The sequence below is a fragment of the Saccharopolyspora spinosa NRRL 18395 genome (assembly GCF_000194155.1).
GTDB lineage: Bacteria > Actinomycetota > Actinomycetes > Mycobacteriales > Pseudonocardiaceae > Saccharopolyspora > Saccharopolyspora spinosa.
In genome coordinates, this window is sequence record NZ_GL877878.1 from 2,665,559 (window position 1) to 2,691,329 (window position 25,771).

A 25,771-nucleotide genomic window follows, 5' to 3' on the forward strand; every position below is an offset into this window, starting at 1 on the left:
CTTCGCAGGGCCATGACGATCACCGCGGCCAGCACGGTCACCAGAACTGCGCCGCTCACCGCGCGTCTTCCCCACCCCGCTCGCCCGGCCGACCGGTCGAGCGCTCGCTGCCGTCATCGGTGTAGCCGATGCCGACCGTTTCGAGCTCGAATTCGTCGAACGATTCGAAGTCGTCCGCGTACTCCTCGGCCGAGCGCAGCGCCGGGACGCTGGAATCGGAGTTCGCGCCGTTGTCGACCGGCTGCAGGGCCCGGCGTTCGACGTGGTCGTCGGCGGCCGGGGTGGTGTTCAGCGCGTCGCGCAGGTGGTCCAGGTGCGGGCCGGAGAAGTCGATGCGGATCTTCTCCACCCCGCCGGCCCCGTCGCCGAAGATGAACTGGCGCGGCGAACGGTCCCGCTCGGTGGCGTTGCGGGCCGGGCCGGGGCGGCGGCCCAGCGCCGCCACCACCTGCTCGTACCCGGCGCCGACGGGCACCTTGAGCAGCCGCAGCGCGTCGGCCTGCGCCTGCTCGTCGTCCAGCCGCCCGATGAACACCGAGTCCAGCAGGGAAACGAAGCCCTGGATGCGCAGGAAGTCCGCCGGGATTTGGCTGGACAGCAGGACTCGGACGTTCCACTTACGGGAGTCGCGGGCGAACCGGTTCATCAGCACCCGGCCGGTCGGCACCTCGGAGAGGAAGAACGCCTCGTCGATCCACACGCCCTTGCGCTCGTTCTTGGGCCGCTCGTAGATCGACCGCTGCGTCAGCCACGCGGCCAGGTTGAGCATCTCGACGCCAAGCGCCTCCGCGTCGGTCCAGTGCTCCCGGCCGACGCCGTCCTTCGGCAGCGTCAGGCCCGCCATAGTCAACACTGTGAGCCGGTCCTCGCGGCGCTCGGAGTACGGGTCGGCGTTGATCTCGGGGATCAGCAGCGACATCCGCTCCCGGATCTCGTCGAGGAAGTCGGCCACCACCACGGCGTGCTCGTGGTGTTCGCTCGCGTCGCGGCGCAGCGCCTCGAAGACCATGCCCGGGTGGGCGTCGGGTCGGCCGCCGACGGCGCGGACCGCGCGCAGCAGCACGATCCGGGTCTGCGGCAGCCGCGCCACCTCGTACGGCAGCAGACCGGTCAGCACGTCGAGCACCAGGCGGCGGCGGGTGGCCGCGGCCAGCGCGCGCTCGCGGCGCCAGCTGCGCTCCGGGTCTTCCTCGTCGACGAAGTGCTCCAGTTCCGGCTCGGCGACCACCCGGTACGGGTTGAGGATGCCGGGCTGGGCGTTGAGCAGGTTGATCGGCCGGGCGTAGGGCCGCAGCTCGGGCAGGGTGCACAGCGCGGCCAGTGGACCGGACGGGTCCAGCAACGTCCAGTGCGCCCCGGAGCGCAGCGTCTTGTAGACGGTGCCGCCGCCGAGGAAGGAGTTGTGCGTGGGGATGCACGTCTCCCCGGCCAGATACATGTGGTCCGCGTTATCCACCTGGACACAACGCACCGGAACAGATTCCACTGGCACTACATCGGCGATGTAGCGATAGCGGTTCGTGTCCCGAATGCTCGGATTGAGCTGCGCCAGCTTCCGCGTGAGCCGGAACACCTTGTCCGAGGTGGTAAACGAGATGATGTAGGCGGTCGAGGTGTGCGGATGCCGCCCCTTTACCTGCTTCGTGCGCAACCGAGCCTGATATCCCAGTCCCAGCACCAACTCGTGAACATCCCGGGCCAGTCTCTGGCTCGTCACGGAGAATTCGATGCCACCCGACGGCTTGCAGTACCCATCCGTATCGAGCAGACCGGCGAGCAACGCGCGGCGTTGCCCTTCGGACGCTCGTAGATAGCCGGCCGGGATGTGCTTGTTGTCCAGCAGCCCCATCCGCCGCAAATTCTGCTGCACCGCAACCGGCAAGCTGTAATCCCGTTGCGACGGGCGATACCGGCATTCCTGGCCAGCGCATTCCTGGCCAGCAGCCTCGATCTCGTCGATGAGCTCACGATCGAAGACCGTGATGGCCGCTCCGCAGGAGGTTCCGTCGCCGAGCCACGCCCCAAGTAGGTACGGCTCGACGGGCAAGTCGGCTTCCGGCAGGTCGAACGCCGCTGCGACCGGAACCGCGTGGTTTCGCTGCCTGCCGGAACTTAGCGTCGCAGCGATCTCAGCGGTCGTATGGATCGTGGGGCGCTGATTGATCTCCAGCGAGATCTCACCACGGCGCTGGTGCCCGCGAACGAAACGCGAATAGTAGACCGTGCCGTCGCTTCGGGCGTCAGGGGTACGCCGGTAAGTCCACATCTTCGTCGGCTGGCCACAGCCGCAGGCGCAGCTACCCGGAGGCGGTTCCGGGCTCGGCATCGTGGCAGCGGCCCGGCGGAGTCGTTCCGCTAGACGGTTCTGGGCCTTCCAGTCCTTCCTAGTCCGGGTCAGCCATTGATGCTGCGCGTCGGCGCGGATCACGGATCCATCCGAGAACACCACGTCATAACACGGACGGTCGAGCAAAACGTCGGTCGCCGCGATCACGCGAGTCGGCTGGCCATTCATTCCCAGCAGTTGATCGCCGACCTTGACCTCACCCATCGTGGTCCAGCCAGTCGGTGTGGGCAGCGGGGTGTCGAGGGCAAGCGCCTTGCCCCCGCCCAACCCGGCGACTATTGCGGTCAGGCCGGAGGCGTCGCGGATTTCCTGCGCCATCCACGGATCCCAGGCCACCGGGCGGCGGGTCGCGGTGCAGGTCTCGCCGAGCAGGACGCCGCGCCGGTCACCGACCTCCGCGGTCGCCTGCGGCACCGCGGAAGCGGCCCAGACCACCGATCCGCGGCGCAGGTAGGCGCTGTTGGCCAGCGGCTCGCCGGGGATGAATTCGCGGGCCATCGCGTACTGCGCTTCGGGGTGCTCGATGGCGATCTTCGGCTTGTACAGGTCGAGGATCTGCTGCGCCAACCGCAGCGCATCCCGCTCGGTGGGGCCGGAAACCGCCAGCCGCCACCAGGACTTGACCCGGGTGGCCAGCGCGGTGAAGCCGGAGGTCATCTCGTCGTCGACCTCCAGCACCCGGCCCGCCTGCCGGGCCAGCGAGGTCGGCGGCTCCAGGCCGTGCTCCTCGGTGTAGTGCCGCACCTGGGAGCGCACCTTGTTCATCTGCCGCTGCAGCTCGCCGCCGACGTCTTCGGGGCGCCGCACGTAGATCCGCGCGGACCACTCGACGGGCGCGGGCAGCCGGTCGGAGTGCTGCACCCAGGGGTCGTCGATCTCCGGGATCTGCAGGCCGTGGGTCTGCCCGACGGTGAGCACCGCGAGGTGCCGGGTGACGCCCGCGTTCGAGCCGGTGCGGCCGCGCACCGTCACGGTCGGCGCGTACGGGTCCTGGTGCATGTCGGAGGCGTCGGTGAAGGACGCGAGATCCTCCGGTTCCCACGGAGCGCCGGGCACCGCGGGCAGGTTGCGCGGCGCGGGCAGGCCCAGCGAGCACGAACGGTGCATCAGCCAGGAGATCTCCTCGGCGGTCACCGGACGCCCGTCCAGCCCGGCCGAGCCGATCACCTGGTCCAGGTGCTCGATCTCGCTGTCCAGCGCGATGAGTTCGGCGTCCACCGCTTCCGGGAACACCCGGCGCAGCAGCGGCGCGGCGCGTTCAACGGCGCGGTCCACCACGTTGCGGGTCTGCACCTGGACACCCAGGTAGACCTCTTTCTCCGCCATTGAGCGGCCCATCAGCTGCTGCTGCTCGCCGACCATGTAGTCGTCGAAGGACAGCGCACCGGGCGTGTCCGGCATGGGGTTGCGCGCGTTGTACACGTGCGCCTCGGCCCACATCCGGATCGGGTAGGGCCGGTTCGTCACGCGCAGGTGCATCCAGCGGCCCTGCAGCTCGGCGTACTGGCCGGCGATCGCGGCGATCAGATCCTGGCGCTGCGAATCGGAGCGGAAGGACCAGCGCTGCGGCGAAAGCCGGTACCAGGCGAACACGTCCTGGCCGGTGCGCAGCACGTGGCCTTCGATCGACCGCACGGCGATCGACGGCGTGTAGTTCGGGATGGACTGCTCGTCGCCGGGGCCGCGGGTGCGTTTGGCCTGCTTGCCGCTGGCACTGCGGACCTTGCCGTTCGAACCGCGGGGACCCGGAACCTGGTGCGTGTTGCGCTCACGGCCTCGCCGGCGACCGAACACCGCGAACCTCCTTGCTACGCGTGCGCCTGCTGGTAACCGTGCCGCGGGCCGCTGGCTGCCTGGACCGGGCGGGCCGCTGCTGCGGCTGCTGCGGCTGCTGCGGGCGAACCCGCTTGGACTTCTTCCTGGGCCGAGGCCGCTGCGCCTTCACCCTGATCCGCGCCGCGCTGGCGGCGCCGCCCGTGCCGGACGTCTTCTCGCGGGGCGCGGTGAGCTCGCGGAGCCACATCACCAGCACCGCACCCAGCGGGCGTTCGTGCCCGATCCGGGAGCAGATGATCCGGGTGACGACGACCGTGGTGACCACTGCCCACCCGGTGGAGAAGAAGCCGAAGCCGATGTTCATCCGGCGCTCCACCGCGAGCACGATCAGGAACACCACGAGCCCCACGCCCCAGGCGACGTAGCGGGCCCGCCACGGGAAGGTCGCCTTGGGTGGGCCGAGCCAGACGGCGTCGACCCGGTAGATCTCGTCGTCGGTCCGTATTCGCACGCCGAATCACCCGCCGCTGGTGCTGAACAGGCCAGCGATGAACGTGCCGATGTTGACGCCCGCCCCGTTGACGGCAAGACCGATGATCGCGAGCGCGACGATCACCCCACCGACGCGGCGCATGACGCCCGCGTTGTCGCCCTTGCCACCGCCCAGCCACAGCAGCAGGATCGCGACGGTGAGCAGCAGCAGCGGGAGCAGGTTTTCGAGGATCCAGCCCTGAATGCCTCCCGTGCCCACCTGTGTCTGCTGCGCCAGTACGTCCAGTTGCGCCAGTGTTTCCAGTGGCATGGCGGTCATCTCTTTACCCCTGATTGCGCGGAGTGTGGTCGGGTCGGTACCTCAGCGTTCCGGGCCGGCCCCGGCACGCAGGTACGAGTAGAACATGACATGGTCACCAGAAGTAGTGGTTGCCAGTTCCGGTGTGGCGGAATCGGTCGCGCGGAGCTGTCGCCGTCACGCCGTGAATAGGCCGTTCGGGCAAGCCACTTTCGGCACACCACCGGGAAAAAGACGCTCACCAGGCCGATTCTGGTCTGGATCAGTGTGGCTGTTCACCCGCTTGCGAGCCCCTTCGTAACACACCGTGCACGTTTCCGGTGAGCCAGTGGATTTCCGCACATCGCGTCATGATGCACCCGACCGGATCACGCGAATGTGAAATCGCGAGGCCGGATCGGAACAAGGTGATCTTGGCGCGCCAACTCAGGGTAGCGGTTCGGGTACAGCGACCGGCGGGCAGGGCCGTCCCCCGACGGAGACCGACCTGGTGCACAGTGGACGATCCGTGATTCCGGCGGGCGGCCCGGAAAGCCGAACGCCCGGCATCGGCCGGGGTATTCGGGACTGGAGCGGTCACTGGCTCGCCCAGTAGGCGTAGGACTGGTAATCCGGATAGGGGCCGAGGAATTCCTGCAACGGGCCTAGTTCGATGGTCAGGGCCGAATCGGTGACCAACTCGGCCGGGATCTCGAAGGTGGTCTCCACCCAGCCGCGCGGATCGGCGTCGAACTGCCAGATTCCCGCGACCTCCCCGTTCACCTCGACCTGGACGGCCCGGGAACCGGTCAGCTCGGCGGCCTCCGGCTCGGTCGCGTCGATGCGCGCCGTGATCGTCAGCGGCTGGTGCGGGATCAGGTCGTGGAAGGTGAAGCTCTCGCCGCCGATGACGTGCCGACCGCTGTCGACCACGTCGCCGCCGTCGGGCCCGGTGACGGTCTTGACGTGGGTTTCCGGCTGGAAGCCCTGGTGCGCCGGGATCACCTGGTAGTCATGCGTTTCCTCGTCGCGCAGGTCGGCGACGTTGAGGCGGTCGCGGATCTGCCCGCTCGGCGCCTGCAGCGGCTCGTCGCCGGAACCCAGCGCGTTCCAGTCGGCCTGGTAGATGGTCACCTTGTTGCAAGTCCGCGCCGCCTGGCACGCCGACAGCCCGCCGATCGTGGTGTACGAGAAGGTCGGCGACTTCAGCTCGAAGGTGATCAGCTCGCGGCCGAACAGCCCGCCCTCACCGAGGCCGTGCACGCTCCACGAGTCGAAGATGGCGAAGTAGTCCGGTCGCCGCTGCTGCGGCAGGTGCCGCAATTCCTCGTAGAGGCTGCCCGCACCGTGCAGGTTCGGGGTGGCGAACCCGGTGGTGGCCAGCCCGATCAGGTCGACCACGTAGCGGTCCGAGAAGTAGGCGATCGCGCCGACGTCGTTGACCGCGACGCTCGCCCCGCGCGGCAGGTGCCCCTTGATCCAGTGGCTGATGGTCACCTGCTGGTCCCGGATCCCGGCGGCCTGCTGAGCCTGCCGCAGGCTCCATGCCGGCAGTTGGGAGACGGTGAACAGCAAGGCCACCACGACCCCGCCGACCAGCACGGACCGCCGCGCGCCACCGGTGAACAGCTGCGCCGCCGAGTGGATCCCGACGACGCCGAACAGCAGCAGGATCGGCATCAGCGGCTGCACGTAGCGCATGTGGTGGATGTCGGAGTACTCCAGCGTCGACACCGAAGCGAGCACCAGCACGACCCCAACCCCGGCGGCCAGCGCCAGGCCGCGCCACTGCGGGAACCGCCGGAACAGCCCGATCACGCCCGCCACCGCGAGCAGCAGCGCGCCGGGGAAGATGTAGTCCTGAGTGGACAGTCCGGCGAAAGCGCTTAGGAAGATGCGGAAATTGCTGAGCACCTTGTCCGCGACTTCCAGCGGGTACACCGCTGGCATGTGCAGCAGCGACTTGGCCAGCACGCCGTTCTGCTCCGCCGAACCCGTCGCGGACCAGTAATACAGATACTGGGCCCCGGCGGCGTACACCGGCAGGCCGATCCAGAGGATCCGGCCGATCACGCGCGGCCAGGCGGCGCGGGTGCCGCGGGCGTGCGCGATCACATGCCAGATCATCGCCAGGCCGAGCATCGCGGCGAACAGCAGCGCTTCGGTCCGGGTCAGCGCGGCCGCCACCGCGACCAGCGGAGTCCACACGAACCGGCTCTGCGTGCGCTCGCCGGTGAACACCAGCAGCAGCGAGACGAGCAGGAAGGCGACGAACGCGATCTCCATGCCGCTGGTGGCTCCCCAGGCCAGCGGGCCGCTGAGCGAGACAAGCAGCCCGGCGAAGATGCCGACCTGGCGGCCGACGAGCCGGGCGCCGAGCCGGTAGGTGCCTGCGGCGGTCAACGCCAGGCACAGCGCGCCGAACGTCATCGCGAACGGCAGGAAGGCCGCGCCCTGGACGCCCAGCGCGTAGGCGCCGCCGAGGATCAGCACGTAGAGGAGGCTGCTCGCGCCGGTGCTGATCGGGTCACCGGTGTTGTACTGCAGGAAGTGCCCGGTACCGAGCTGGCGCGCGTACTGGAGGTGGATGTAGGCGTCGTCGACCGGGGGGATGAAGTTCCACTGGTTGTAAGCCAGGTTCACGACCAGGAACAACGCGCTGACGAGGAACGACAGCCCGCCGATCGACCACGCGGCGGCGTCCCGGAAGGGACATCCGGCAGATCGCGAACCGTCCGCGACCGCCGCCGCGGTGGTTCGCTCGCCCGGGGTTTCGGCGGGTAACTCGTCGTGTTCGTCGGCGCTGGGCGCCACGAATCTCGTCATTCTGGCTCCGAAGGTGGATCAGCGCGTTTCAACGCGCAGGAAGAAAGAAGTTGCCGACCGGCGGCGGCGAAGATCGGCGCGGCGTTGCGGACTCCTGAGAAACCGATGCCTCCCGGCACCGATCGCCCCGACCTCAAGAACCCAACGACGTCACCCTCCGCAACTGAACGCACACGCTGAGAAACCTCACAAAACGCCCATCGTGCGTATGAAGAGATTAGCCCGTGCGGCGCACCAGACCATCTCCGGGCCGATCACCAGACCAGACGACGTCCGCTAACGAACCTGGAAGCAAGAAGGGCGGATGAGTCGGCCTGTAAGCCGGATTCTGTTCTCGGGGGCCTTGCGGCCTTCCCGGTCGGTGACCATCCATCTGGGCCTGCCGTCGCCGACAGGCTCGTGCGGCCTACCCGCGGACCTCGGGCGAGCAGCCCTCGAACGTCCGCGCAGACGCCTGAACGGCGTCCTCTTGGCCTTGCTCCGGGTGGGGTTTACCTAGCCACCCCGGTCACCCGGGGTGCTGGTGGTCTCTTACACCACCGTTTCACCCTTACCCGGCGAAAGTTCGCCGGGCGGTCTGTTCTCTGTGGCACTGTCCCGCGGGTCGCCCCGGGTTGCCGTTGACAACCACCCTGCTCTGTGGAGTCCGGACTTTCCTCGACGGGATCGCTCCCGCCGCAGTCACCCAGCCGGCTCATCCGCCGATCTGATTCTAGTCCGTGCACGCCTCCCGCAACCCGGGTGGTCGCCCGAGCAGCAGCGGGATGGCGATTTCGTGCAGTGATGATGTGGGTGATGATCGTCCGGGGCGTCTGGCTCGATTTCGCGCTGACGCTTGTTCCGTCCCGAGCCGCCCCCACTTCCCGCGCCACCGAAACCGCTATTCGTTAACTCTGCATACGGTTTCAGGGCAAGCTAGTCACCCACCTCACACACGCCAATGGTCTGAACCAGCGAATCCAACGTCCGCACCAAACCCGATCCGAACGCCCGACCAACCCAGCACCGCGAGCACCTCGCGGCGCCACCCAGGCCGCCCCAAGCCGCTGCATCGGAGACGCCGAAAACGTCCACACCAGACGGATCTGTTCAGGCGACGGACACCCTTCCCCGCCGTGCTCGGCAAAAAGTGCCCCTCACCTGAACCCCGATCAAGCCAGCGAACACAGGTGAAGGGCACCCTTGACCGACCATGCCGGTTGTCGACCGTGCCGGTCGATGGTGCCCTTCACTCGAAGCCCGAACGGGCGTCAGGACCAGTGGGAGATGTCGTTCACCAGGCGGACCGAGGCGTTGCCGTCCGGGTAGAACTCCACGATGGACAGCGATGCCAGGTCCAGGTGGAGGCGGTAGAACATCGACGGGCCGACGTCCAAGCCCAGCCGCAGCAAGGCCTTGATCGGGGTCACATGGCTGACCACGATGATCGTCTGACCCGCGTACTGCTCCAGGAGATCATCGCGGGCCCGCGTGACCCGCTGGTAGACCTCGTCGAGGCTTTCGCCGCCCGGCGGCAGGACGCTCGGGTCGCCGAGCCACTTGCGGTGCAGCTGCGGGTACTGCTCGGAGGCCTCGCCGAAGGTGAGGCCCTCCCAGTCACCGAAGTCGGTTTCCAGCAGGCCGTCGTGGAAGTGCAGTTCGCCGCCGATGGCGTCGACCACCGCCTGCGCGGTCTGCCGGGTCCGGGTCAGCGGCGAGGCGATCACCGGCGCGACGCCATCCGGGGTGATCACCCCGTCCATCGCGGCCACCCGCTTGCCCGCCGCGCGCACCTGGCGTTCCCCCAGCGGGGTCAGCGCGACATCGCCCCGCCCGGAATAGCGCCGGTCCACCGACATCGGGGTCTGGCCGTGGCGCAGCAACAGCATCTTCGTCGGCGTGCCGTTGGCGCCGAGCCACCCGGACGGGCGGATCCGCGCGCTGCTCGCCCCGGCATCGCTACCGGCGCCACTGGATCGCGCCGCATCCGCTTCGCCGCCGGACCCCTCCCCGGCAGCGGGATCCCCGACCGGCCGGGCACCGCCGCCGGACTGGTCGCCGCTCGCCTGCTGGTCCATCGCCTCGTTGGCCAGGCGGTCGGCGTGGGCGTTCTGGGCGCGGGGCACCCACTCCAGGCTCACCTGCTCGAATCCGGCGATCAGCTGCCTCGCCTCGGCAGCCAGCGGCTGCAGGTTCGCGTGCTTGACCTTCCAGCGGCCGGCCAGCTGCTCGATGATCAGCTTGGAGTCCATCCGCACCTCGACCGCGGCAGCCCCGAGCTCTGCCGCCGCCAGCAGGCCCGCGATCACGCCCTGATACTCGGCCACATTGTTGGTCGTGACGCCCAGACCGATCGAGCGCTCCGCGAGCACCTCCCCGGACCCGGCGTCGCGGACCACGGCACCGCATCCGGCCGGGCCGGGGTTGCCCCGCGACCCACCATCGGCCTCGACGACAACCCGCAAACTCACCGGCTGTCCCCTGCCCGCACCAGGATCGCGCCGCACTCCTCGCAGCGGACCACGTCATCGGCCGCCGCCTCGCGCACCTCGGTCAACGCGGTGCGGTCCAGCTCGATCCGGCACGCGCTGCACCGGGCGCCCTGCAGCAGCCCGGCGGCGACACCGCGCTGCGCTCGGATCCGGTCGTAGAGAGCGGCGAGGTCCGCCGGCAACGCCTTGACAATCAGGTCCCGCTCGCCCCGGCGGCGCGCCTCCGCCACTTCGAGGTCGGCGAGCGCCTCGTCGCGGCGCGACTGGATGTCCGCGAGCCGCTCCTCTGCCGCGGCGAGGGCCTCTCGCGACTTCGTCACGTTCGTTTCGAGTGCCTCGCGCTGCTCCATGACCTCGAGCTGCTCGTCTTCGAGGATGCCCTGTCGGCGGGAAAGCGTCTGCAGTTCGTGTTCCAGGTCTTCGAGCTGCTTCGCGGACGCCCCGGCGGCCATCAAATCGCGGTCCCGCTGCTCCCGGGCGCGCACCTGGTCGACCTCGTTTTCCAGCCGCTTGACCTCGCGGTCCAGGTCGCTGAACGCGGTCTGGGCGACCACCAGCTCGTCGCGCTTGGCCCGCGCCTCGCCCTCGGCCCGGCCGATCTGCTCCAGCTCGGGCAGCGTGCGTCGGCGGTGCTCGACGCGGTTGAGTTCCGCGTCCGCCTCCGCGAGATCGAGCAGCCGTCGCTGAACGGCGGGGTCGGCTTTCACGCGAGCGCCCTCCCTGGGTCTGATGCCGCGCCAGCGTGAACGGTCCACGGGTCGGTGCGGCGGGTGGAAACGAGGACTTCGACTGTATCCGGCAACGCGGCGGCGACGGTGTCCGCGGCCTGTTGGCACCACGGCCATTCGCTGGCCCAGTGCGCCACGTCCACCAGGGCCGGCACCTCGGCGCCGGGGACGGCGGCCCGGGCCAGGTGCTCGCCGGCCGGGTGATGCCGCAGGTCTGCGGTCACGTAGGCGTCAACACCAGCGGCCGCCGCGGTCGCCAGGTAGGAGTCGCCGGCGCCGCCGCACACCGCGACCGTGCGGATCGGGCGGTCCGGATCACCGGCACCGCGCACCCCCCAGGCCGTGGTGGGCAGGTTGTGCGCGACGCGGCGCACGAACTCGTGGAACGGCTCGGTCTCGGACAGCTCGCCGACGCGCCCTAGCCCGGTTCGGGCGCCTTCCGCGTGCGGGACCAGCGGCCCGGTCACGGTGAGGCCGATGGCCTCGGCCAGCGCATCCGACACGCCCTGCACAGCGCTGTCGGCGTTGGTGTGCGCGCAGTACAAGCCGATCCCGGAACGGATCAGCCGGTGCACGATCCGCCCCTTGGGATCGTCGGCGGGCACGCCGTGCACCCCGCGCAGCAGCAACGGGTGGTGCGAAACCACCAGCTGCGCGCCGAAATCCACCGCTTCGTCCACAGTGGCCTCAACTGGGTCCACGCAGAACAGCACCCGCTGCACGACCGACTCGGGATCGCCGCACACCAGGCCGACCGCGTCCCAGCTCTCCGCCAGATCGGTCGGATATGCCACTTCCAACGCGCCGATCACCTCTTTAAGCCGAACCACCACCGGCTCACCCCCATCCCAAAATGTCGCGTAAAGCCTTTACCAGCAAAGCGTTCTGCGCCGGATCGCGCACGGCGACCCGCAAATGATCCGGCCCCAGACCGGGGAACGTGTCGCCCCGGCGGACCGCGATACCGTGCTGCCGCAACGCATCCCGCACCTCGGCCCCGCCATCCACCCGAAGCAGCAGGAACGGGGCACGTGCGGGCATCGCGACCTGTATCCCGGCAATCCCGTCCAGCTCCGCGACCAACCCGGCGCGGTGCTCCTCGAACTCGACCGCCGCCTGCTCCGACTCGGCCAACGCATCCGGCTCGCAGCAGGCGACCACGGCCTCCAGAACCAGCGCGTTGATCGGCCAATGTGGACGGTACCGGCCCAGCCGCCGCAACAGGTCCGGGTCGCCCAGCGCATACCCGGCGCGCAACCCGGGAAGGCCCCACATCTTCGTCAGGCTGCGGAACACCAGCAGCCCCGGTTCCCGGCACCCGGCCAGCGACTCCGGCTCGCCGGGCACGGTGTCGCTGAACGCCTCATCGACGACCACCACCCGGCCGGGCCGAAGCAGCCGCCGGATCTCCGCCGCCTGGTGCAGCACCGACGTCGGGTTGGTCGGATTGCCGAGCACCACCAAGTCCGCCTGCTCCGGCACCGCGCCCGCGTCCAGCCGAAAGCCGTCCGCCGGATCCAGCTGCACCCGCGCCACCTCAACATCAGCGGTGCGAAGCGCCAACTCAGGCTCGGTGAACGAGGGGTGCACCAGCGCCGCGAGGCGGGGGCGCAGCGACGGCAGGAGCGCGAAGCCTTCCGCCGCGCCGGCCAGCAGCAGCACCTCGGAGGCGTCGCGGCCGTGGCGGGCGGCGGCAGCCGCCCGAGCGGCGAGGTTGTCGGCGGCGGACGGGTAGCGGCCGAGGCGGTCGAGCGCCGCCGTGAGGCGGTGGCGGAGCCACGCCGGCGGGCGGTCCAGGCGGACGTTGACCGCGAAGTCGAGCAGGCCGTGCTCGGCGTCGACATCGCCGTGGTGCCGCAACGAATCCTGATCGTGCCCGCTGTTCATCCCGGGCAGTCTAACCAGGGCGGAGCCCGGCCCGTGCGCCGCGAAGGGCCGCGGTGACCCCCTCGTGATGTCGAGCCGGACCACGGCCTCACCAGAACGCGCGAACGCCCCCGTTCACACCGAGCAAAACCAGCTGCCCCGCGTCCCGCCGAAGTGAACGGACCGCTCATCCCACTAGGTGGCGTCAACGGTCCGTTCGCGTCAACCGCTGTTCGAAGCGAACGGCCCGTTCACGCCAGCAAGCAGGAACGAACGGCCCATTCGCTCCAAAACCCGCCCGCACGAAACAACCGGCCGCCCCCAAGCGACGCGAACGAACTACTCACCCCACCAGGCGGAGTCAACGGTCCGTTCGCGTCAACCGCAGTTCGATGCGAACGGCCTGTTCGCCTCGGTAGGTGAGACGAACAGTCCGTTCGCTCCCCTCCCCGCGCCCGGAGGCGAGGCAGGTTGGGCCGTACCCTCGGGAAACGTGCACATCTCTTTCGTCTGTACCGGCAACATCTGCCGTTCCCCGATGGCCGCGCTGGTGTTCCGCGAGCAGCTGCGGCGGGCCGGGTTGGACGGTCAGGTCGAGGTCACCAGTGCCGGAACCGGGCCGTGGCACGTCGGCGAACCAGCCGACCCGCGCACCACGAAGGTGCTCGCCGACCACGGCTACCCCACCGAGCATGTCGCCGCCCAGATCGACGACGAGCACCTGGCCGCCGACCTGCTGATCGCAATGGACGCCGGGCACCTCCGGGCGGTGCGCCGCCTCGTCGACAGCTCGGCCGAGGTGCGGCTGCTGCGTTCCTTCGACCCGGACTCCGCCGACGGCGCCGAGGTCCCGGACCCGTACTACGGAGGCCCGAACGGGTTCGACGATGTGCTGGCGATGGTCGAGGCCGCCACACCGGGTCTGCTCGACTGGGTCCGCGAACGGTTGTGACGACGATGCTCGATCAAGTCCGGGCGGCTGTCGCGGAGATCACCGGCCGTGCAGCGGATGATGTGCGCCGACTCGGCGGTGGCGACACCGCTGCCGCGTTCGCGGTGCGCCTCGACAACGGCGAGACGGTCTTCGCCAAGACCGCGCCCGCGACGATGTCCGGCGCCATCGAGGCCGAGGCGGCATCACTGGCCTGGCTCGCCGAGCCCGGCGCGGTCGCCGTACCCGCCCTGCGCGGGCATACCGAGAGCTGGCTGGTCACCGAGCACGTTCCAGAGGCGGCTCCGAGCCCGGGGGCCGCCGAGCGGCTTGGCCGCGAGCTCGCCGCGCTGCACGCGGCTGGCGCACCTGCCTTCGGCGCAGCGCCTCCGGGTGGCCCCGCGGACGCGTGGATCGGCCTCGCCCCGATGCGCAACGAACCGAGCGGGCAGCAGTGGCCGTCCTTCTACGCCCGGCACCGGGTCGAGCCGTACCTGCGGCGTGCCGTCGACTCCGGAACGCTCAGCGCCGAGGCCAGCGCGGTGATCTCGCGGGTGTGCGCGCAGATCGACGATCTCGCCGGGCCTGCCGAGCCGCCCGCCCGGCTGCACGGCGACCTGTGGAGCGGCAACGTGCACTGGGGCACGCAGCGGGCCTGGTTGATCGACCCGGCCGCGCACGGCGGGCACCGCGAGACCGACCTCGCGATGCTGCATCTCTTCGGCTGCCCCCACCTGGACCGCGTCCTGGCGGCGTACCAGGAGGTCAGTTCGCTGGCCGACGGCTGGCGGCAGCGGATCGGACTCCACCAGCTCTTCCCGCTGCTGGTGCACACGGTGCTCTTCGGCGGGGGCTACGCGTCCCAGGCAGTCGCCGCGGCCCGCTCCGCCCTAGACGTCTGAACCACACGAAGGTGACAACCTGCACAAACCTCCCGGCGCTCAAGGCAGCTGCGGCTTCTCGCGCGAATGAGGTTCGCCCAGGTGACGGTTGGTGATCGCGCTGGCCAGGAGCGGCCAGTGTGGCGGTGGGGGTGGCGGCGGGGCTCCGGGCTGGCCGCTTACCGTAGAAGGGTGCGCCTGAAGTTCTTGCTACGCCCCGGTTGGCTCGGCCTGATCGCGCTGGTCGTGGTGTTCGCGTCGCTCTGCTTCACGCTGCTTGCTCCCTGGCAGTTCAGCCGCAGCGACGAGGCCCAGGCGCGCAACAACGCCATCTCCGAGTCGTTCCACGCGTCCCCGAAACCGCTGGCGGAGGTGCTGCCCATTGGGCAGGTGCCGGACCAGCGGACCGAGTGGTCGCAGGTCGTGATGCACGGCCGGTACCTGGCGGAGGGCGAGACGCTGGCCTGGCAGCGCACGGTGCTCGGCGAGCCCGCCTTCGAAGTGCTGACGCCGTTCCGGCTCGACGACGGCACGACGGTGCTGGTCGACCGGGGCTTCATCCGCCCCGTCAACGGCACCCAGGCGCCGGACTACGCGGCCGCGCCGGCCGGTGACCTCACGCTCACCGCCCGAGTCCGCACCGACGAGCAGGACAGCAAGCAGCGCCCGATGTTCGACCACGACGGGCACCGCTGGGCCTACGCGGTGAACGCGGAGACCATCGCGAACGGCACCGGAATCGCACTGCGGCCGGGCTACCTCGCGCTCAACGAGGGCCAGCCGGGCGTGCTGGAGCCATTGCCGCTGCCGCGTCTGGAGTCGGGACCGTACTTCTCGTACGCGCTGCAGTGGATCGCGTTCGGCATCATGGCGATCATCGCGATCGGCTACCTGGTTTACTCGGAGCTGCGCACCGATGCCCGCCCGGCCTGGCGAAACCGGACCGACGCGGATAGCACGGCGGACGAGCCCGCCGACGGACCGGCACCGGGTGGCCGGGGCAAGAGGAGCGGCCGCCGCAAGGTGTCGGTGGCCGAGGCGATCGCGGAGGAAGAACGCCGCGAACGCGAAGAAGCAGCGGCCCGAGAATCCGGCGAGACGGCTGGCGAAACCGCCACCACCAGCGGCGAAGCCCCCAAAACCGAATCAACCCGCCAAGCCTGACCCAAGACGCGGCGTCAGCCCGGTCCCCGGCTCCCCCCAGCCGGGAAGCCCTGCCACGAGCAACGCGCCCCAATGTCGCCTAGGCATTGGGAACGCCCCGCGACCGAGATCGGTCCCGCCGTGGCCCAAGTTCCGGCCCAGCCACCGTACGCACCGGCAAACCCACCAAACTCGGTCAATAGCCGCGCACGCTTCAGGCGCTATGGCGCGCTATGGCGCTCAAAACCCTCACAGGCACTGACCAGGACTTCGGAGCTCCCCGAGGTTGCGAACCCGCAGGAGTTCCACTCGCAGCCAACTCCGCGGCCCCACGTTCCAGCCGCCCAAGGCCGAAAGTCTTTGGTTCGCTATCGCAGCCCAAAAGACTAATGGGCACTGACCAGGGAAAACAGCACTCCGGCCTTGAGCTGGCCACTGCGCCGGAAGCCTCACCGCGATCTTCCCAGCCCAGGAGATTGCGTTACCGCTGGTCAAGATCCATGAGTGCATTTTTGCGGGCGATAGAGGCCGTTCGGGAGCTCTCTCTGCGGCGGTGGTCCATCTGTACGTCGCTGGTGTGGAGCGAACGGACCATCCACGCCAATAGACGGCACAAACGGGCCGTTCACCTCATTCAGCCCACCCACACACCAAACAACCAATGTGAAGCGAACGGACCATCCACGCCAAAAGACGGCACAAACGGGCCGTTCACCTCATTCAGCAAGCGGCGGGCCTTGCCCCGGTAAGTCGGGCACCCTGGCCCGCGTGAGGTCGCGGTAAGGGCCTCGGCGCTTTCGAAGGCGCCAGCGGCCCCACCGCGGTGCCACACCACCACATCCCGGGCAGCATCTATAGCGCCCAATAGCTGACCAGGGATTTTGGGGCGAATGGTGGGTGTGAGCGGCGTGGGACGGTTGGCCGCAGACTGGTCTGGCGGTGGCGCTTCCGGTTGTTCGGGCGTGTGGCGCTTCCGGTCGTTCGGGCCGCGAGGCGTTGGGGGTGCTGGCGTCGCCCCGGATGCGTCGCGTGCGAGCCCGGGTGGGGTCCGGGGTTCAGCGGGAGCGGCGGTCTCGGCGGAGGGCTCGGATTAGGGCGAAGGCCGCCGTCAGGACTCCCGTCACCGTGCCGATCACCCGCGAGAGCTCGACGCTTCGGGTCACGTCGCCCGCGTCCGCTGTGCGGCCCTCTCCCAGCACTGGGCGCTGCTCCACCACGTGGCCGTACACCGTCCGGCCGCCCAGGCGGATCTGCAGGGCGCCAGCGAACGCCGCCTCGACCTGCCCGGCATTCGGGCTCGGGTGCGCCGAGGCGTCCTGCCGCCACGTCCGCCACGCCCCGCTCGCCGATCCGCCGACCACCGGCGCGCACGCCGCGGTCAGCACCGCCGCGAGCCGGGACGGCACCAGGTTCAGCACGTCGTCCAGGCGCGCCGAGGCCCAACCGAAGTCGCGGTAGCGCGGTGAGCGGTGTCCGACCATCGCGTCGAGGGTGTTGGCCGCGCGGTAGCCGATCAGGCCTGGGATCCCGGCGATCGCTCCCCACACCAGCGGCGCGACCACCGCGTCGGAGGTGTTCTCGGCCACTGATTCGACGGTGGCGCGGGCCAGGCCTTGCCCGTCCAGCACCGCCGAGTCTCGCCCGCACAGGTTGCGCAGCCGCGCTCGCGCCGCGTCGATCTCCCCGGCGTCGAGCATCCGGGCCATCGCGGTGCCCTCGTCGGCCAGCGACGAGCCGCCGAGCACCGCCCAGGTGGCCAGGCCGGTGACTGCGGCTTCCAGCACGGGGCTGCACCGCGACAGCCGCTGCGCGAGGACCCCGATCCCGACCGTGCCGCCGACCAGGAGGCCGGTGTAGGCGACGCCGGCGATCCGCTGGTCCCGGTGCAGCGCCCGCTCGGCGGCCTGCGCGACCTTGCCGAAGATCGCGACCGGGTGCCCGCGCTTCGGGTCGCCGATCGCCGCGTCCGCGGCCACTCCGAGTAGCAGTCCGACCGCCCGTCCCGCGCTCACCGGTGCCCTTCCTCCAAATCGATCTGGTGCGAGCGAACCTCTCCGGAAGCCCGCGGCAACATCCCCATCAGATAGGCGTTCTCCCTGGTGATCGGCCGTGAGTCGTCGAGCGGATACCACCGCCCGGGCGACTCCCGGGTCCGGACGCACCAAGGGTTCGTAGGTGCCCCTCGCACCTCGCAAATCTCCCCGGCACGCTACCCGTGGGGCCGGTCGGACCGGCCACCGCATGCCAGGTGACCGGCCGTGTCGGCACGACCGGATATCGTGGCGGACCGTGACGGCCCCGGACCACGATGCCGACGTGCTGCGCGCGGGCGTCGCGGGAACCACCGCGACGGACGTGCCGGCCACGCAGGCTCCCGAGCAGACCCGCGACGGCGGGCAGCGCCTGCAGCTCTTCGCCTACCTGCAGGCACCCGAGCACCGCACCTATCTTGCGATCATGCGGTTGTTCACCTCGACGCTGCTCGCCGACCTGTCCGCCGGCGAGGTCGGCGCGGCGCTGGCCGCGGCCGAGCGCGAGGGCCGGGTGGCGGCCGGAGAGTCCGATGTGGACACCGTCATCGACCGACTAAAGCAGCTGGTCAAGTGGGGCAACCTGGTGGCGGGCCGCCGCGAGACGATCGCGTCGAGCATCGCCGAGTTCCAGCACGGCAGCGTCCGCTACCAGGTCAGCAAGCTCGCGGTCCGGGTGCAGCGGGACGTCGACGCGCTCCTGCGGGTTCCCGAGGGCGCCCGCGAGGTCTCGCGCGAGTTGCTGCCCGCCATCGACCGCGGGTTGTCCGGGATCGGCGTGGCGCTTTCGGAGGCGTTGGCAGTGGAACGCCGCGACCCGAAGGCGAAACCCGCCCGGAAGGCCCGGGAACGGCTCGCCGAGCAGGTCACCACGGTGTTCCTGCAGCACGCCGAGCTCGCCGCCACCGTCCGCGACTTCTACGCGTACCTGGGCCAGGTCGTGACCCGCCACCAGCTGGCGCCCGACGAGATCTCCGGGTTCCGGAACCTGCTGGTCGAGTACATCCAGATGGTCGTAGAGGACGTGCTGCGGCACACCGCGACGATCGCCGGTTCGCTGGCCGGGCTGGCCGGGGTCCGCAGCGAGCTGCTCCGGCTGCTTGGCCCGGCCGACCAGTTGGGCGTCGACGTGGAGCGCGCCCGGGGCCGCACCATCGCGGACTGGCAGGAGCTGACCGACTGGTTCGTCGACTCGCCGGGTCGGCCGAGCCAGGTCGCCGCGCTGCGCGAGGCCACCGCCCGCGCGATCGGCTCGCTGCTGGCCAGCGTCAAGCGCGCCACCTCCGGCGGTGGGCTGGTGCCGGGGCGCCGGGGCGAGCTGCTGAAGCTGGCGAAGTGGTTCGATGGGGCCGATGAAACCACCGCCCACCAGGTCTATTCGGCCGCATTCGGCCTGCATTCCGCGCGGCACCTGCTGCCCGCGCCGGATTACGACAGCGACAACGACAAGGTCGCGTGGCGCGACGGCCCGGTCCTCGACGTGACGGTCAGCGTGCGCAGCCGGGGTGATCGCGGGGCGCGCGGCCGGACTTCACGGGTGCTCGACGACCCGATGACCGAGGAAACCCTGCTGGCGCAAGCACGTCAGGCCGACGAGCGGCGCTCCGCAGCGGTCGCCGAGCTGGCCGCGGCGAGTTCGCAACTGGCCGAGCGGAAGCTTTCTGGCGATGCGCTCGGCGTGCTGTGCGAGCTGTTGACGCTGGCGATGGCGCAGCGCGAAGGTTCCGACGACTCTGGCACGGCGCTCGACCCGGTGCACCGGCTGCGCGTCACGGTGCGCCCCGAGGCCGGTCGGGAAACCAGGATCTCCAGCGCCGCAGGCACTTTGACGCTGCGCGATACCGTGCTGGAGGTTTCCGGCGACGGAGCCATCCCCGAAACCCCGGAAAACGTGCGGGGAGCCGCTCGATGATCGCAACCTTCGAAGAACTCCCCGACATCGACGCGGCGAACGTGGTTCGCTGCGCGCGCGTGCTGCTGCGTCGGCCGCTGCTGCGCCCCGGCGGACCGGATGGCGACCTGCTGCCGATGATCTACCGCCAGCGAGTCGTGCTCCAGGAGTTGTTCTCCTCGCTGCTGGGATACCGCCTGGTGGTGGAGCGGCGTTTCGCACGGCTCTACAAGTCCGGGCCGGGCCCGGACGCCACCCGCGGCGAGGCGTCGCTGTCACCCCGCGGCTACGCGTACCTGGCGCTTACGCTGGCCGCGCTGACCGGCATCGGCCGCCAGGTCCTGCTGTCGCGGCTGGTGAGCGACGTCCGCGCAGCCGCCGTGGAGGCCGATGTCCAGGTGGTCGACGACCCGGCGGATCGGCGCGCGCTCACGGCGGCGCTGCGGCAGCTGGTGGCGCTCGGTGTGATCACCGAAACCGAGGGCTCGGTGACCGCTGAGTCCACCGCCGAGGCACTGATCACCATCGACACCGATCTGCTCGGCCAGCTCATCGCCGGGCCGCTCGCCGAGGCTGGCAGCCCCGAGCAGCTGGTCGAGCTGGCCGCCGCGGCCGGGCCGCGGCACCTGGAGCACGCGGTGCGGCGTCGGCTCGTCGAGGATCCGGTCGTGCTCTACGACGACCTGCCGACCGAGCAGGCCGCCTGGCTGCGCGAGCACGTGACGAATGAATCCCGGCTGCTGGAGAAGTTCTTCGGCTTGGTCGGCGAGTGCCGCGCGGAGGGCGTGGTGGTCTGCGATCCGGAGGACTATCTCACCGACCTGGTCTTCCCCGGTCCCGGCACGGTCGCGCGCATCGCGCTGCTGGCGCTGCCGGAACTGCTCGGCCACGCGGAACCGGACGGGTCCGGCAAGCACCCGGTGACCTGGCAGGACTTCACTGACGTCTGCCAGGACCTGGTCGACTCCTACCCTGCCGCGTGGTCCCGGCAGGCCACCGACGACCACCAGGACCTGGTGCACTCGGTCGTCGCGCTGCTCCGCCGGCTCGGCCTGCTGCAGGACCACGACGGCCGATGGCTGCTCAGCCCGGCGGCGCACCGCTGGCTGCCGCAGCCGGACGCCACCCCGGCCCCGGGCCGGGAACCGGAACCGGCCCCGGAGCCACCGGGCTGGTCGTTGTTTGACGAGATGACGGTGTTCGACGAGATGCAAGAGGACGGTCCACGGTGAGCGCAGACAGCACGGCATCGGTGCCCACCGCCAACCGCTGGCGGCTGCACCGCGGCGGGATCGTCAACATCTGGCAGTACGCCGAGACGACCTTCGACCTGGGCGGCGGCCGGGCGATCTTCCAGGGCACCAACGGTTCTGGCAAGTCCCGCACCCTGGAGCTGCTGCTGCCGCTTTGCCTGGACGGCGACCTGCGGCAGCTGGGTTCGAAGGGCTTCGACACGGTCAGCATCCGGCGCCTGATGCTCGACGAGTACCCGGGCGGGCCGAACCGGATCGGCTACGCCTGGATCGAGCTGCACCGCGAAACCCCGGGCGGCGGCGAGGAATTCCTCACCTGCGGCATCGGGGTGAAGGCGTCCAAGACCTCGCAGTCGATCAGCGATTCGTGGCGGTTCATCACCGGCCGCCGGGTCGGCATCAACCTCCACTTGGTCGGCACGGACCGGGTGCCGCTGGGTTCGGCGCAGCTGCGCGAGCTGCTCGGCGCCGACTGCGTCCTCGACGACCAGGCGTTCCGCGTGAAGGTCGCCGCCTCGGTCTACGGCGTGCCCGCCGCGCGCTACGGCGACCTGCTGCACCTGCAGCGGACGCTGCGCAACCCCGACGTCGGCCTGAAGGTCCTGGAAGGGCAGCTGGAGCAGATCCTGTCGGACGCGCTGCCGCCGCTGGACCCGGGCCTGATCGAGCGGCTGGCGACCTCGTTCGACGACCTGGAGTCGATCCGGGAGAACATCGTCCGGTTGACCGGCGCGGACAAGGCGCTCACCGCGTTCCTGTCCACCTATTCCGGCTACGCGTTCGGCGCGCTGCGCGACCGCGCCGAGGCGATGCGCACCGCGCAGGAGAAGCTTCGGGCGCTGCGCAAGGAGCTGACCGGCCTGGAGAAGCAGGTGGCCGGCAAGCGGCACGATCGCGAGACCGCGCAGCAGACGATCGCCGAACTAGAACAGCGCGAGGCCGAGCTGGAATCCAGCATCGACGCGTTGCGCTCCCACCCGGCGTATTCCGAGCTGCAGAACCTGCGCGACCGCGAGCGGCTGGTGGAAAGCTCCCGCACCGCAGCGGTTTCCGCGCTCGACACGGCGGAAAAGCACCGCGCGCAGGAGCACCGCTCGACGGAGTCGGTGGTGGGCATGCTGCGCCGGTTGACCGGTGACACCGAGGCGGCCGAGCAGGCCGCGGCCCGCGCGGCGCAGCAGCTTTCGACGGCTGGGCTGGACGGGTCGCTGGTGCCGCGACCACCGGTGATTCCGGCCGCCGAGGTGCAGGCAGAGCAGGAGCGGGTGCGCACCTCGCCGGAACCGGACGCTGAGCCGGTGCCCGTGGAGCGCTCCGCCGCGCCCCAACTGGACACCGATGCGCTCGCCGCGGAATTCCGCGCGGCGGTGCGAACTTCAGAGCAGGTCTCGTCGGTCGCCCGGCAGCGTTCGGCGCTGACGCTCGCGCTGCACCAGCAGTCCCGGGAGCTGGACGCGGAGCAGGACAAGGTCACCGAGCTCCAGCGGCAGGCGCGGCAGGCACAGCTGACCTCGACGGAAGCGGCCGGGCGGCGCAACCAGGCGCAGCAGGAACTCTCCGACGCCGCAGCGGTGTGGGTGGAACGCGCGCAGAAGTGGGCCACCGAGTGGCCGTCCACTGTGGATGACCTGCTGCCGGAGCCGCCCGCTGCCGAGGAGCTGGTCGGGGGCCGCTCGGCGATCCGGCAGGCACGCGAACAGGCACGCCGCTGGGCGAAACCGCAGCTGCACGAGGCTCGTCGGCAGGTGTCCGAGGTCGAGCAGGAAATCGCCGAGCTGCGCGAGCGATCCCGGTCCCGCGAACAGGAACTCGCCGAGCTCCGCGCCGGGCACGAGCAGACCCCGAGCCGCCCCACCTGGGCCGACGCCGAGCGGGACACCAGCCAGGGACGGGCCTTCTACGAGCTGGTGGACTTCCAGCCGTCGCTGGGCGAAGCCGACCGGGCCGGGCTGGAGGCGGCGCTGCAGGCCAGCGGGCTGCTCAACGCCTGGGTCACCGCCGACGGCGCAGTGCCCGGCCTCGCCGACCTCCTGGCCGCCCCCGCCGAGTCCGGCTCCGGCGGCACGCTGGCCGAGCTGCTGTCCCCAGCCGCCGAGGCCGACTGCCCGGTACCGCCGGAGCGGGTTGCCGCCCTGCTGGCCTCTGTGTCGATCGACGGCGGCGCCGGACTCTCGGTGTCGGTCACCGGTGCATGGAGCGCCGGGGTGCTGTCCGGAGCCTGGCGCAAGGAGACGGCGGAGTACGTCGGCGCGGGGGCCCGCGAAGCGGCCCGAGCCCGGCGCATCGCGGAGCTGGAGGAGGATCTTTCGCGGCTGCGCGCCGAGATCGGCGAAGCCGAGCGGCGACACCGCGAAGCGGGCGAGCACGCAGCGGCCCTCGATCAGCACCTCGAGTCGTACCCGGACGACAGCGACCTGCTGACCTCGCACGCCAAGCTGGCCACGGCGATCGAGGCCGCGGCGGATGCCGACCAGAAGGCCGTGCAGCTGCGCGAGCAGCACAAGAGCGCCGATCAGCGCTGGCAGGCGTCGCAGGCCGAACTGGTGCGCGCCGCGGGCGAGGCCGACCTGCCGGCCGAGACGCAGGCGCTCGACACCGCCCACCGGGCTACCGTTGACGCCCGCGCTGGCATCGATGCGCTGCGCGAGGCGATCGAATCGCGCTGTCTGCCGACCCTCACGGACCTGCGGGATCTCTCGCTGCATCACGACGCGGCGGTGGCCGATCGGATGGAGGCCGAGGCGCAGGCCGAGCGGCGCTGCGCCGAGTACGCGGAGCAGGCCACCGGGCTCGCGGAGCTCACCTCCGCCGTCGGCGGCGAGGCGCAGCAGATCGCCGACAAGGTCGGCGCTTTCGAGCGGGAGCGCGCCGACCTGCGCAAGGAGTTGCCGCAGGCGCGGGAAAAGATCAGCTCGCTGCGGGAGTCTTCGGCGCGACTGGAAACCCAGCTGGAGCACAAGCAGTCCCAGCTCGCGGCCCGGGAGCATGACGCGACGGCGGCGGCCGACACGTTCCGGCAGGTACTGCGCATCCCTGGCCTGTGGTCGGCCGCGGGCATCGCCGACACCACGCCGGAGGACCTCGACGAGGCGACGGGCATGCTCGCCGAGGCGGACCGCCGGGGCTCGACGGAATCCACGGTGCTCAACCGCCTGCAAACCCTTCAGCACTCGTTGAGCGGCAACTACGACATCACGGCCGCCGACCAGCACGGCCTGCTCACCGTGACCGTCACCGGCGAGGAAGGCCCGCAGCCGGTGGCCGAGGCCGCGCGCCGGGTCGGCGAACGGCTTGCCGAGCAGCGCGGTTATCTCAACGAGCGCTACCAGTCGATCTTCGCCGACTACCTGATCCGCGACCTCGCGGAGCGGCTGCGCGGCCAGGTCGGCATCGCCGGGGACCTGTGCAAGCGGATGAACGAGGTGCTCGACGGTGCCCGCTCCAGCCAGGGCGTGCACGTCCAGCTGGAATGGCAGCCGTCGGCGGCGCTCGGCGACGACATCAAGCAGGCCATCGAGCTGGTCCGCACCCCGTTCGCCAACCGCAGCGACGACCAGGACGCGCTGCTGCGCCGGGTGTTCACCGATCTGATCGAGTCCGAGCGGGACAGCACCTCGGGCGGCTACGCGGAAATCCTGGCGCGAGCGCTGGACTACCGGTCGTGGTTCGCGTTCACCGTGCGGGTCCGCGACACCGGACCGGACGGCAAGCCCCGCGTGCGCCGCCTGCGGCAGCTGTCCTCCGGCGAGACGCGGCTGATCTCGTACGTGACGCTGTTCGCGGCGGCGGCGGCGTTCTACGACGCGGTCAGCGTGTCGTCGGACGGGCGCGGGCCGCTGCGGTTGGTGCTGCTGGACGAGGCGTTCGAGCGGCTGGACGATCCGACGATCGCGCGGATGCTCGGCCTGCTGGTGGACCTCGACATGGACTGGCTGATCACCTGGCCCAGCGGCTGGGGCGTGTCCCCGAAGATCCCGAAGATGCACATCTACGACGTGCTCCGGCCCCGCAGCGGCCACGGCATCGCCTGCACCCACACGACGTGGGACGGCGCAGCCCTCGACCGCGCCGACACGTGATCTTTCCGGAGATATCCACAGAAACCCAGCTCAACACCATGATCAAATAGGCTACGCGGAATCGGCCACCTCGTTTGCGATCAGGTCCGGCCGTGGCGAGACCCATTTCATCGCTAGCGTTGAAACTGGGGATCTGTCTGGGGAACGGTCTGGGAACTCGACGTGCGGGTGTATCCCAAGATTTCGATCAAGGATTCATCCTTGCGAGGCTAGAAAATTGCCGGTTCTTGGCGTTGCTTCGCCGTCGCTACCGGGGGCCGCGCCCGTGACGCCTCCGTGGCGGGCGGACGAGACTGAGCTGATCACTACTCGTCCGGTGTCCGACCGGGGCGGGAGTAGGGGCCATGCCTGTGCTTGGGCGACATGGTGGGAGACGTTCAACCACTCGATGAACGCACTTCGCGCGCATCGCCCGGACCACTCAGCCACTCAGCACACTGCGCTGTTGACGCAGGAGCGCATTACGCGGCTGATCACGTCCGGGTTCGGCGACGTGGAGACGGTGGTGAGCGAGTGGTGCGCGGTGCACGTGATCTTTCGCCTTAGTGACCTTGCCCCTCCGAACCGTCACCGACAGACCCGTCAGAGGCGTGCACCTCGGTGCGGTCCTTGGATTTCCCGGTTGGTTTCGACCAGCGACATTTGCGTGTTCACCTCCCTTCATCGATCGCGGCAAAACTGGAAGCCGGTGGCCGTGCCGCTCGGGGGGCAAGGTGCTGTGCAGCGACACGGCCACCGAGTCCTAGGCCGTCGCCAGGGTCACGCTCATGGGCTACCCGA

General features: G+C 70.2%; 15 protein-coding genes and 1 other RNA gene. 6 read left to right on the forward strand and 10 right to left on the reverse strand.

The features are described from left to right. Positions 1–55: 55 nt before the first annotated feature. From SSPN_RS59655 to cobC, 9 genes are all read right to left on the reverse strand, one after another. On the reverse strand, positions 56–4,141 hold the full coding sequence (locus SSPN_RS59655) for an ATP-binding protein (RefSeq protein ID WP_010695433.1): 4,086 nt from the start codon (positions 4,139–4,141) through the stop codon (positions 56–58). Further along, positions 4,116–4,634, reverse strand: a complete 519-nt coding sequence (locus SSPN_RS0113360) for a hypothetical protein (RefSeq protein ID WP_010695435.1) — start codon at positions 4,632–4,634, stop codon at positions 4,116–4,118. The genes SSPN_RS59655 and SSPN_RS0113360 overlap by 26 nt, the downstream gene beginning before the upstream one ends. Before the next feature lie 6 nt (positions 4,635–4,640). Then, entirely contained in the window at positions 4,641–4,934 is a 294-nt protein-coding gene (locus SSPN_RS0113365) for a hypothetical protein (protein WP_010695437.1), read from the reverse strand. 555 nt (positions 4,935–5,489) lie between these two features. Next, entirely contained in the window at positions 5,490–7,718 is a 2,229-nt protein-coding gene (locus tag SSPN_RS43690; RefSeq protein ID WP_044572898.1) for an ArnT family glycosyltransferase, read from the reverse strand. 301 nt (positions 7,719–8,019) lie between these two features. Then, positions 8,020–8,415: RNase P RNA component class A (gene rnpB / locus SSPN_RS49065), an RNA gene on the reverse strand. 553 nt (positions 8,416–8,968) lie between these two features. Continuing rightward, positions 8,969–10,168 carry a bifunctional RNase H/acid phosphatase gene (locus SSPN_RS0113375; RefSeq protein WP_010695441.1) on the reverse strand — a complete coding sequence of 400 codons (1,200 nt, stop codon included), beginning with the start codon at positions 10,166–10,168 and terminating at the stop codon, positions 8,969–8,971. Beyond that, positions 10,165–10,896: a zinc ribbon domain-containing protein gene (locus SSPN_RS0113380; protein ID WP_010695443.1), complete on the reverse strand. Its 732-nt coding sequence runs from the start codon at positions 10,894–10,896 to the stop codon at positions 10,165–10,167. The genes SSPN_RS0113375 and SSPN_RS0113380 overlap by 4 nt, the downstream gene beginning before the upstream one ends. Continuing rightward, positions 10,893–11,747 carry a Nif3-like dinuclear metal center hexameric protein gene (locus SSPN_RS0113385; protein WP_044573931.1) on the reverse strand — a complete coding sequence of 285 codons (855 nt, stop codon included), beginning with the start codon at positions 11,745–11,747 and terminating at the stop codon, positions 10,893–10,895. Before SSPN_RS0113385 ends, SSPN_RS0113380 begins: the two co-directional genes overlap by 4 nt. A 7-nt stretch (positions 11,748–11,754) precedes the next feature. Beyond that, a complete protein-coding gene (gene cobC, locus SSPN_RS0113390; protein ID WP_010695446.1) occupies positions 11,755–12,804 on the reverse strand; it encodes an Rv2231c family histidinol phosphate aminotransferase CobC in 1,050 nt (349 codons plus the stop codon). Positions 12,805–13,276: 472 nt separating this feature from the next. On the opposite strand from cobC, the gene SSPN_RS0113395 reads away from it, so the two are divergent. From SSPN_RS0113395 to SSPN_RS0113405, 3 genes are all read left to right on the forward strand, one after another. Next, complete coding sequence (locus tag SSPN_RS0113395) at positions 13,277–13,735, forward strand: low molecular weight protein-tyrosine-phosphatase (protein WP_010695448.1); 459 nt, start codon at positions 13,277–13,279, stop codon at positions 13,733–13,735. Between the two features lie 5 nt (positions 13,736–13,740). Then, positions 13,741–14,616: a fructosamine kinase family protein gene (locus SSPN_RS0113400; RefSeq protein WP_010695450.1), complete on the forward strand. Its 876-nt coding sequence runs from the start codon at positions 13,741–13,743 to the stop codon at positions 14,614–14,616. 171 nt (positions 14,617–14,787) lie between these two features. Then, positions 14,788–15,759, forward strand: a complete 972-nt coding sequence (locus SSPN_RS0113405) for an SURF1 family cytochrome oxidase biogenesis protein (RefSeq protein ID WP_010695452.1) — start codon at positions 14,788–14,790, stop codon at positions 15,757–15,759. 1,034 nt (positions 15,760–16,793) lie between these two features. On the opposite strand, the gene SSPN_RS0113410 is transcribed toward SSPN_RS0113405, so the two are convergent. Continuing rightward, on the reverse strand, positions 16,794–17,750 hold the full coding sequence (locus tag SSPN_RS0113410) for a cobalamin biosynthesis protein (protein ID WP_010695453.1): 957 nt from the start codon (positions 17,748–17,750) through the stop codon (positions 16,794–16,796). 277 nt (positions 17,751–18,027) lie between these two features. Here SSPN_RS0113410 and SSPN_RS0113415 point away from each other — a divergent pair, with 277 nt between their 5' ends. The 3 genes from SSPN_RS0113415 to SSPN_RS0113425 are packed head-to-tail and all read left to right on the forward strand — an operon-like array spanning position 18,028 to position 24,991. Further along, the gene (locus SSPN_RS0113415; protein WP_010695455.1) at positions 18,028–19,680 is read left to right on the forward strand and encodes a TIGR02677 family protein; all 1,653 of its coding nucleotides are present in this window, start codon (positions 18,028–18,030) and stop codon (positions 19,678–19,680) included. Further along, positions 19,677–20,891 (forward strand): TIGR02678 family protein, encoded by a 1,215-nt coding sequence (locus SSPN_RS0113420; protein ID WP_010695457.1) that lies wholly within the window; start codon positions 19,677–19,679, stop codon positions 20,889–20,891. The genes SSPN_RS0113415 and SSPN_RS0113420 overlap by 4 nt, the downstream gene beginning before the upstream one ends. Further along, positions 20,888–24,991, forward strand: coding sequence for a TIGR02680 family protein (locus tag SSPN_RS0113425; RefSeq protein ID WP_010695464.1), 4,104 nt, complete (start codon positions 20,888–20,890; stop codon positions 24,989–24,991). The genes SSPN_RS0113420 and SSPN_RS0113425 overlap by 4 nt, the downstream gene beginning before the upstream one ends. Positions 24,992–25,771 lie beyond the last annotated feature (780 nt).

What these genes read in the sequence shown, in the direction of transcription:
- SSPN_RS0113365 (WP_010695437.1), bottom strand. Translation starts at nt 4,934, where the DNA reads ATGACCGCCATGCCACTGGAAACACTGGCGCAACTGGACGTACTGGCG.
- SSPN_RS43690 (WP_044572898.1), bottom strand. Translation starts at nt 7,718, where the DNA reads ATGACGAGATTCGTGGCGCCCAGCGCCGACGAACACGACGAGTTACCC.
- cobC (WP_010695446.1), bottom strand. Translation starts at nt 12,804, where the DNA reads ATGAACAGCGGGCACGATCAGGATTCGTTGCGGCACCACGGCGATGTC.
- SSPN_RS0113400 (WP_010695450.1), top strand. Translation starts at nt 13,741, where the DNA reads ATGCTCGATCAAGTCCGGGCGGCTGTCGCGGAGATCACCGGCCGTGCA.
- SSPN_RS0113420 (WP_010695457.1), top strand. Translation starts at nt 19,677, where the DNA reads ATGATCGCAACCTTCGAAGAACTCCCCGACATCGACGCGGCGAACGTG.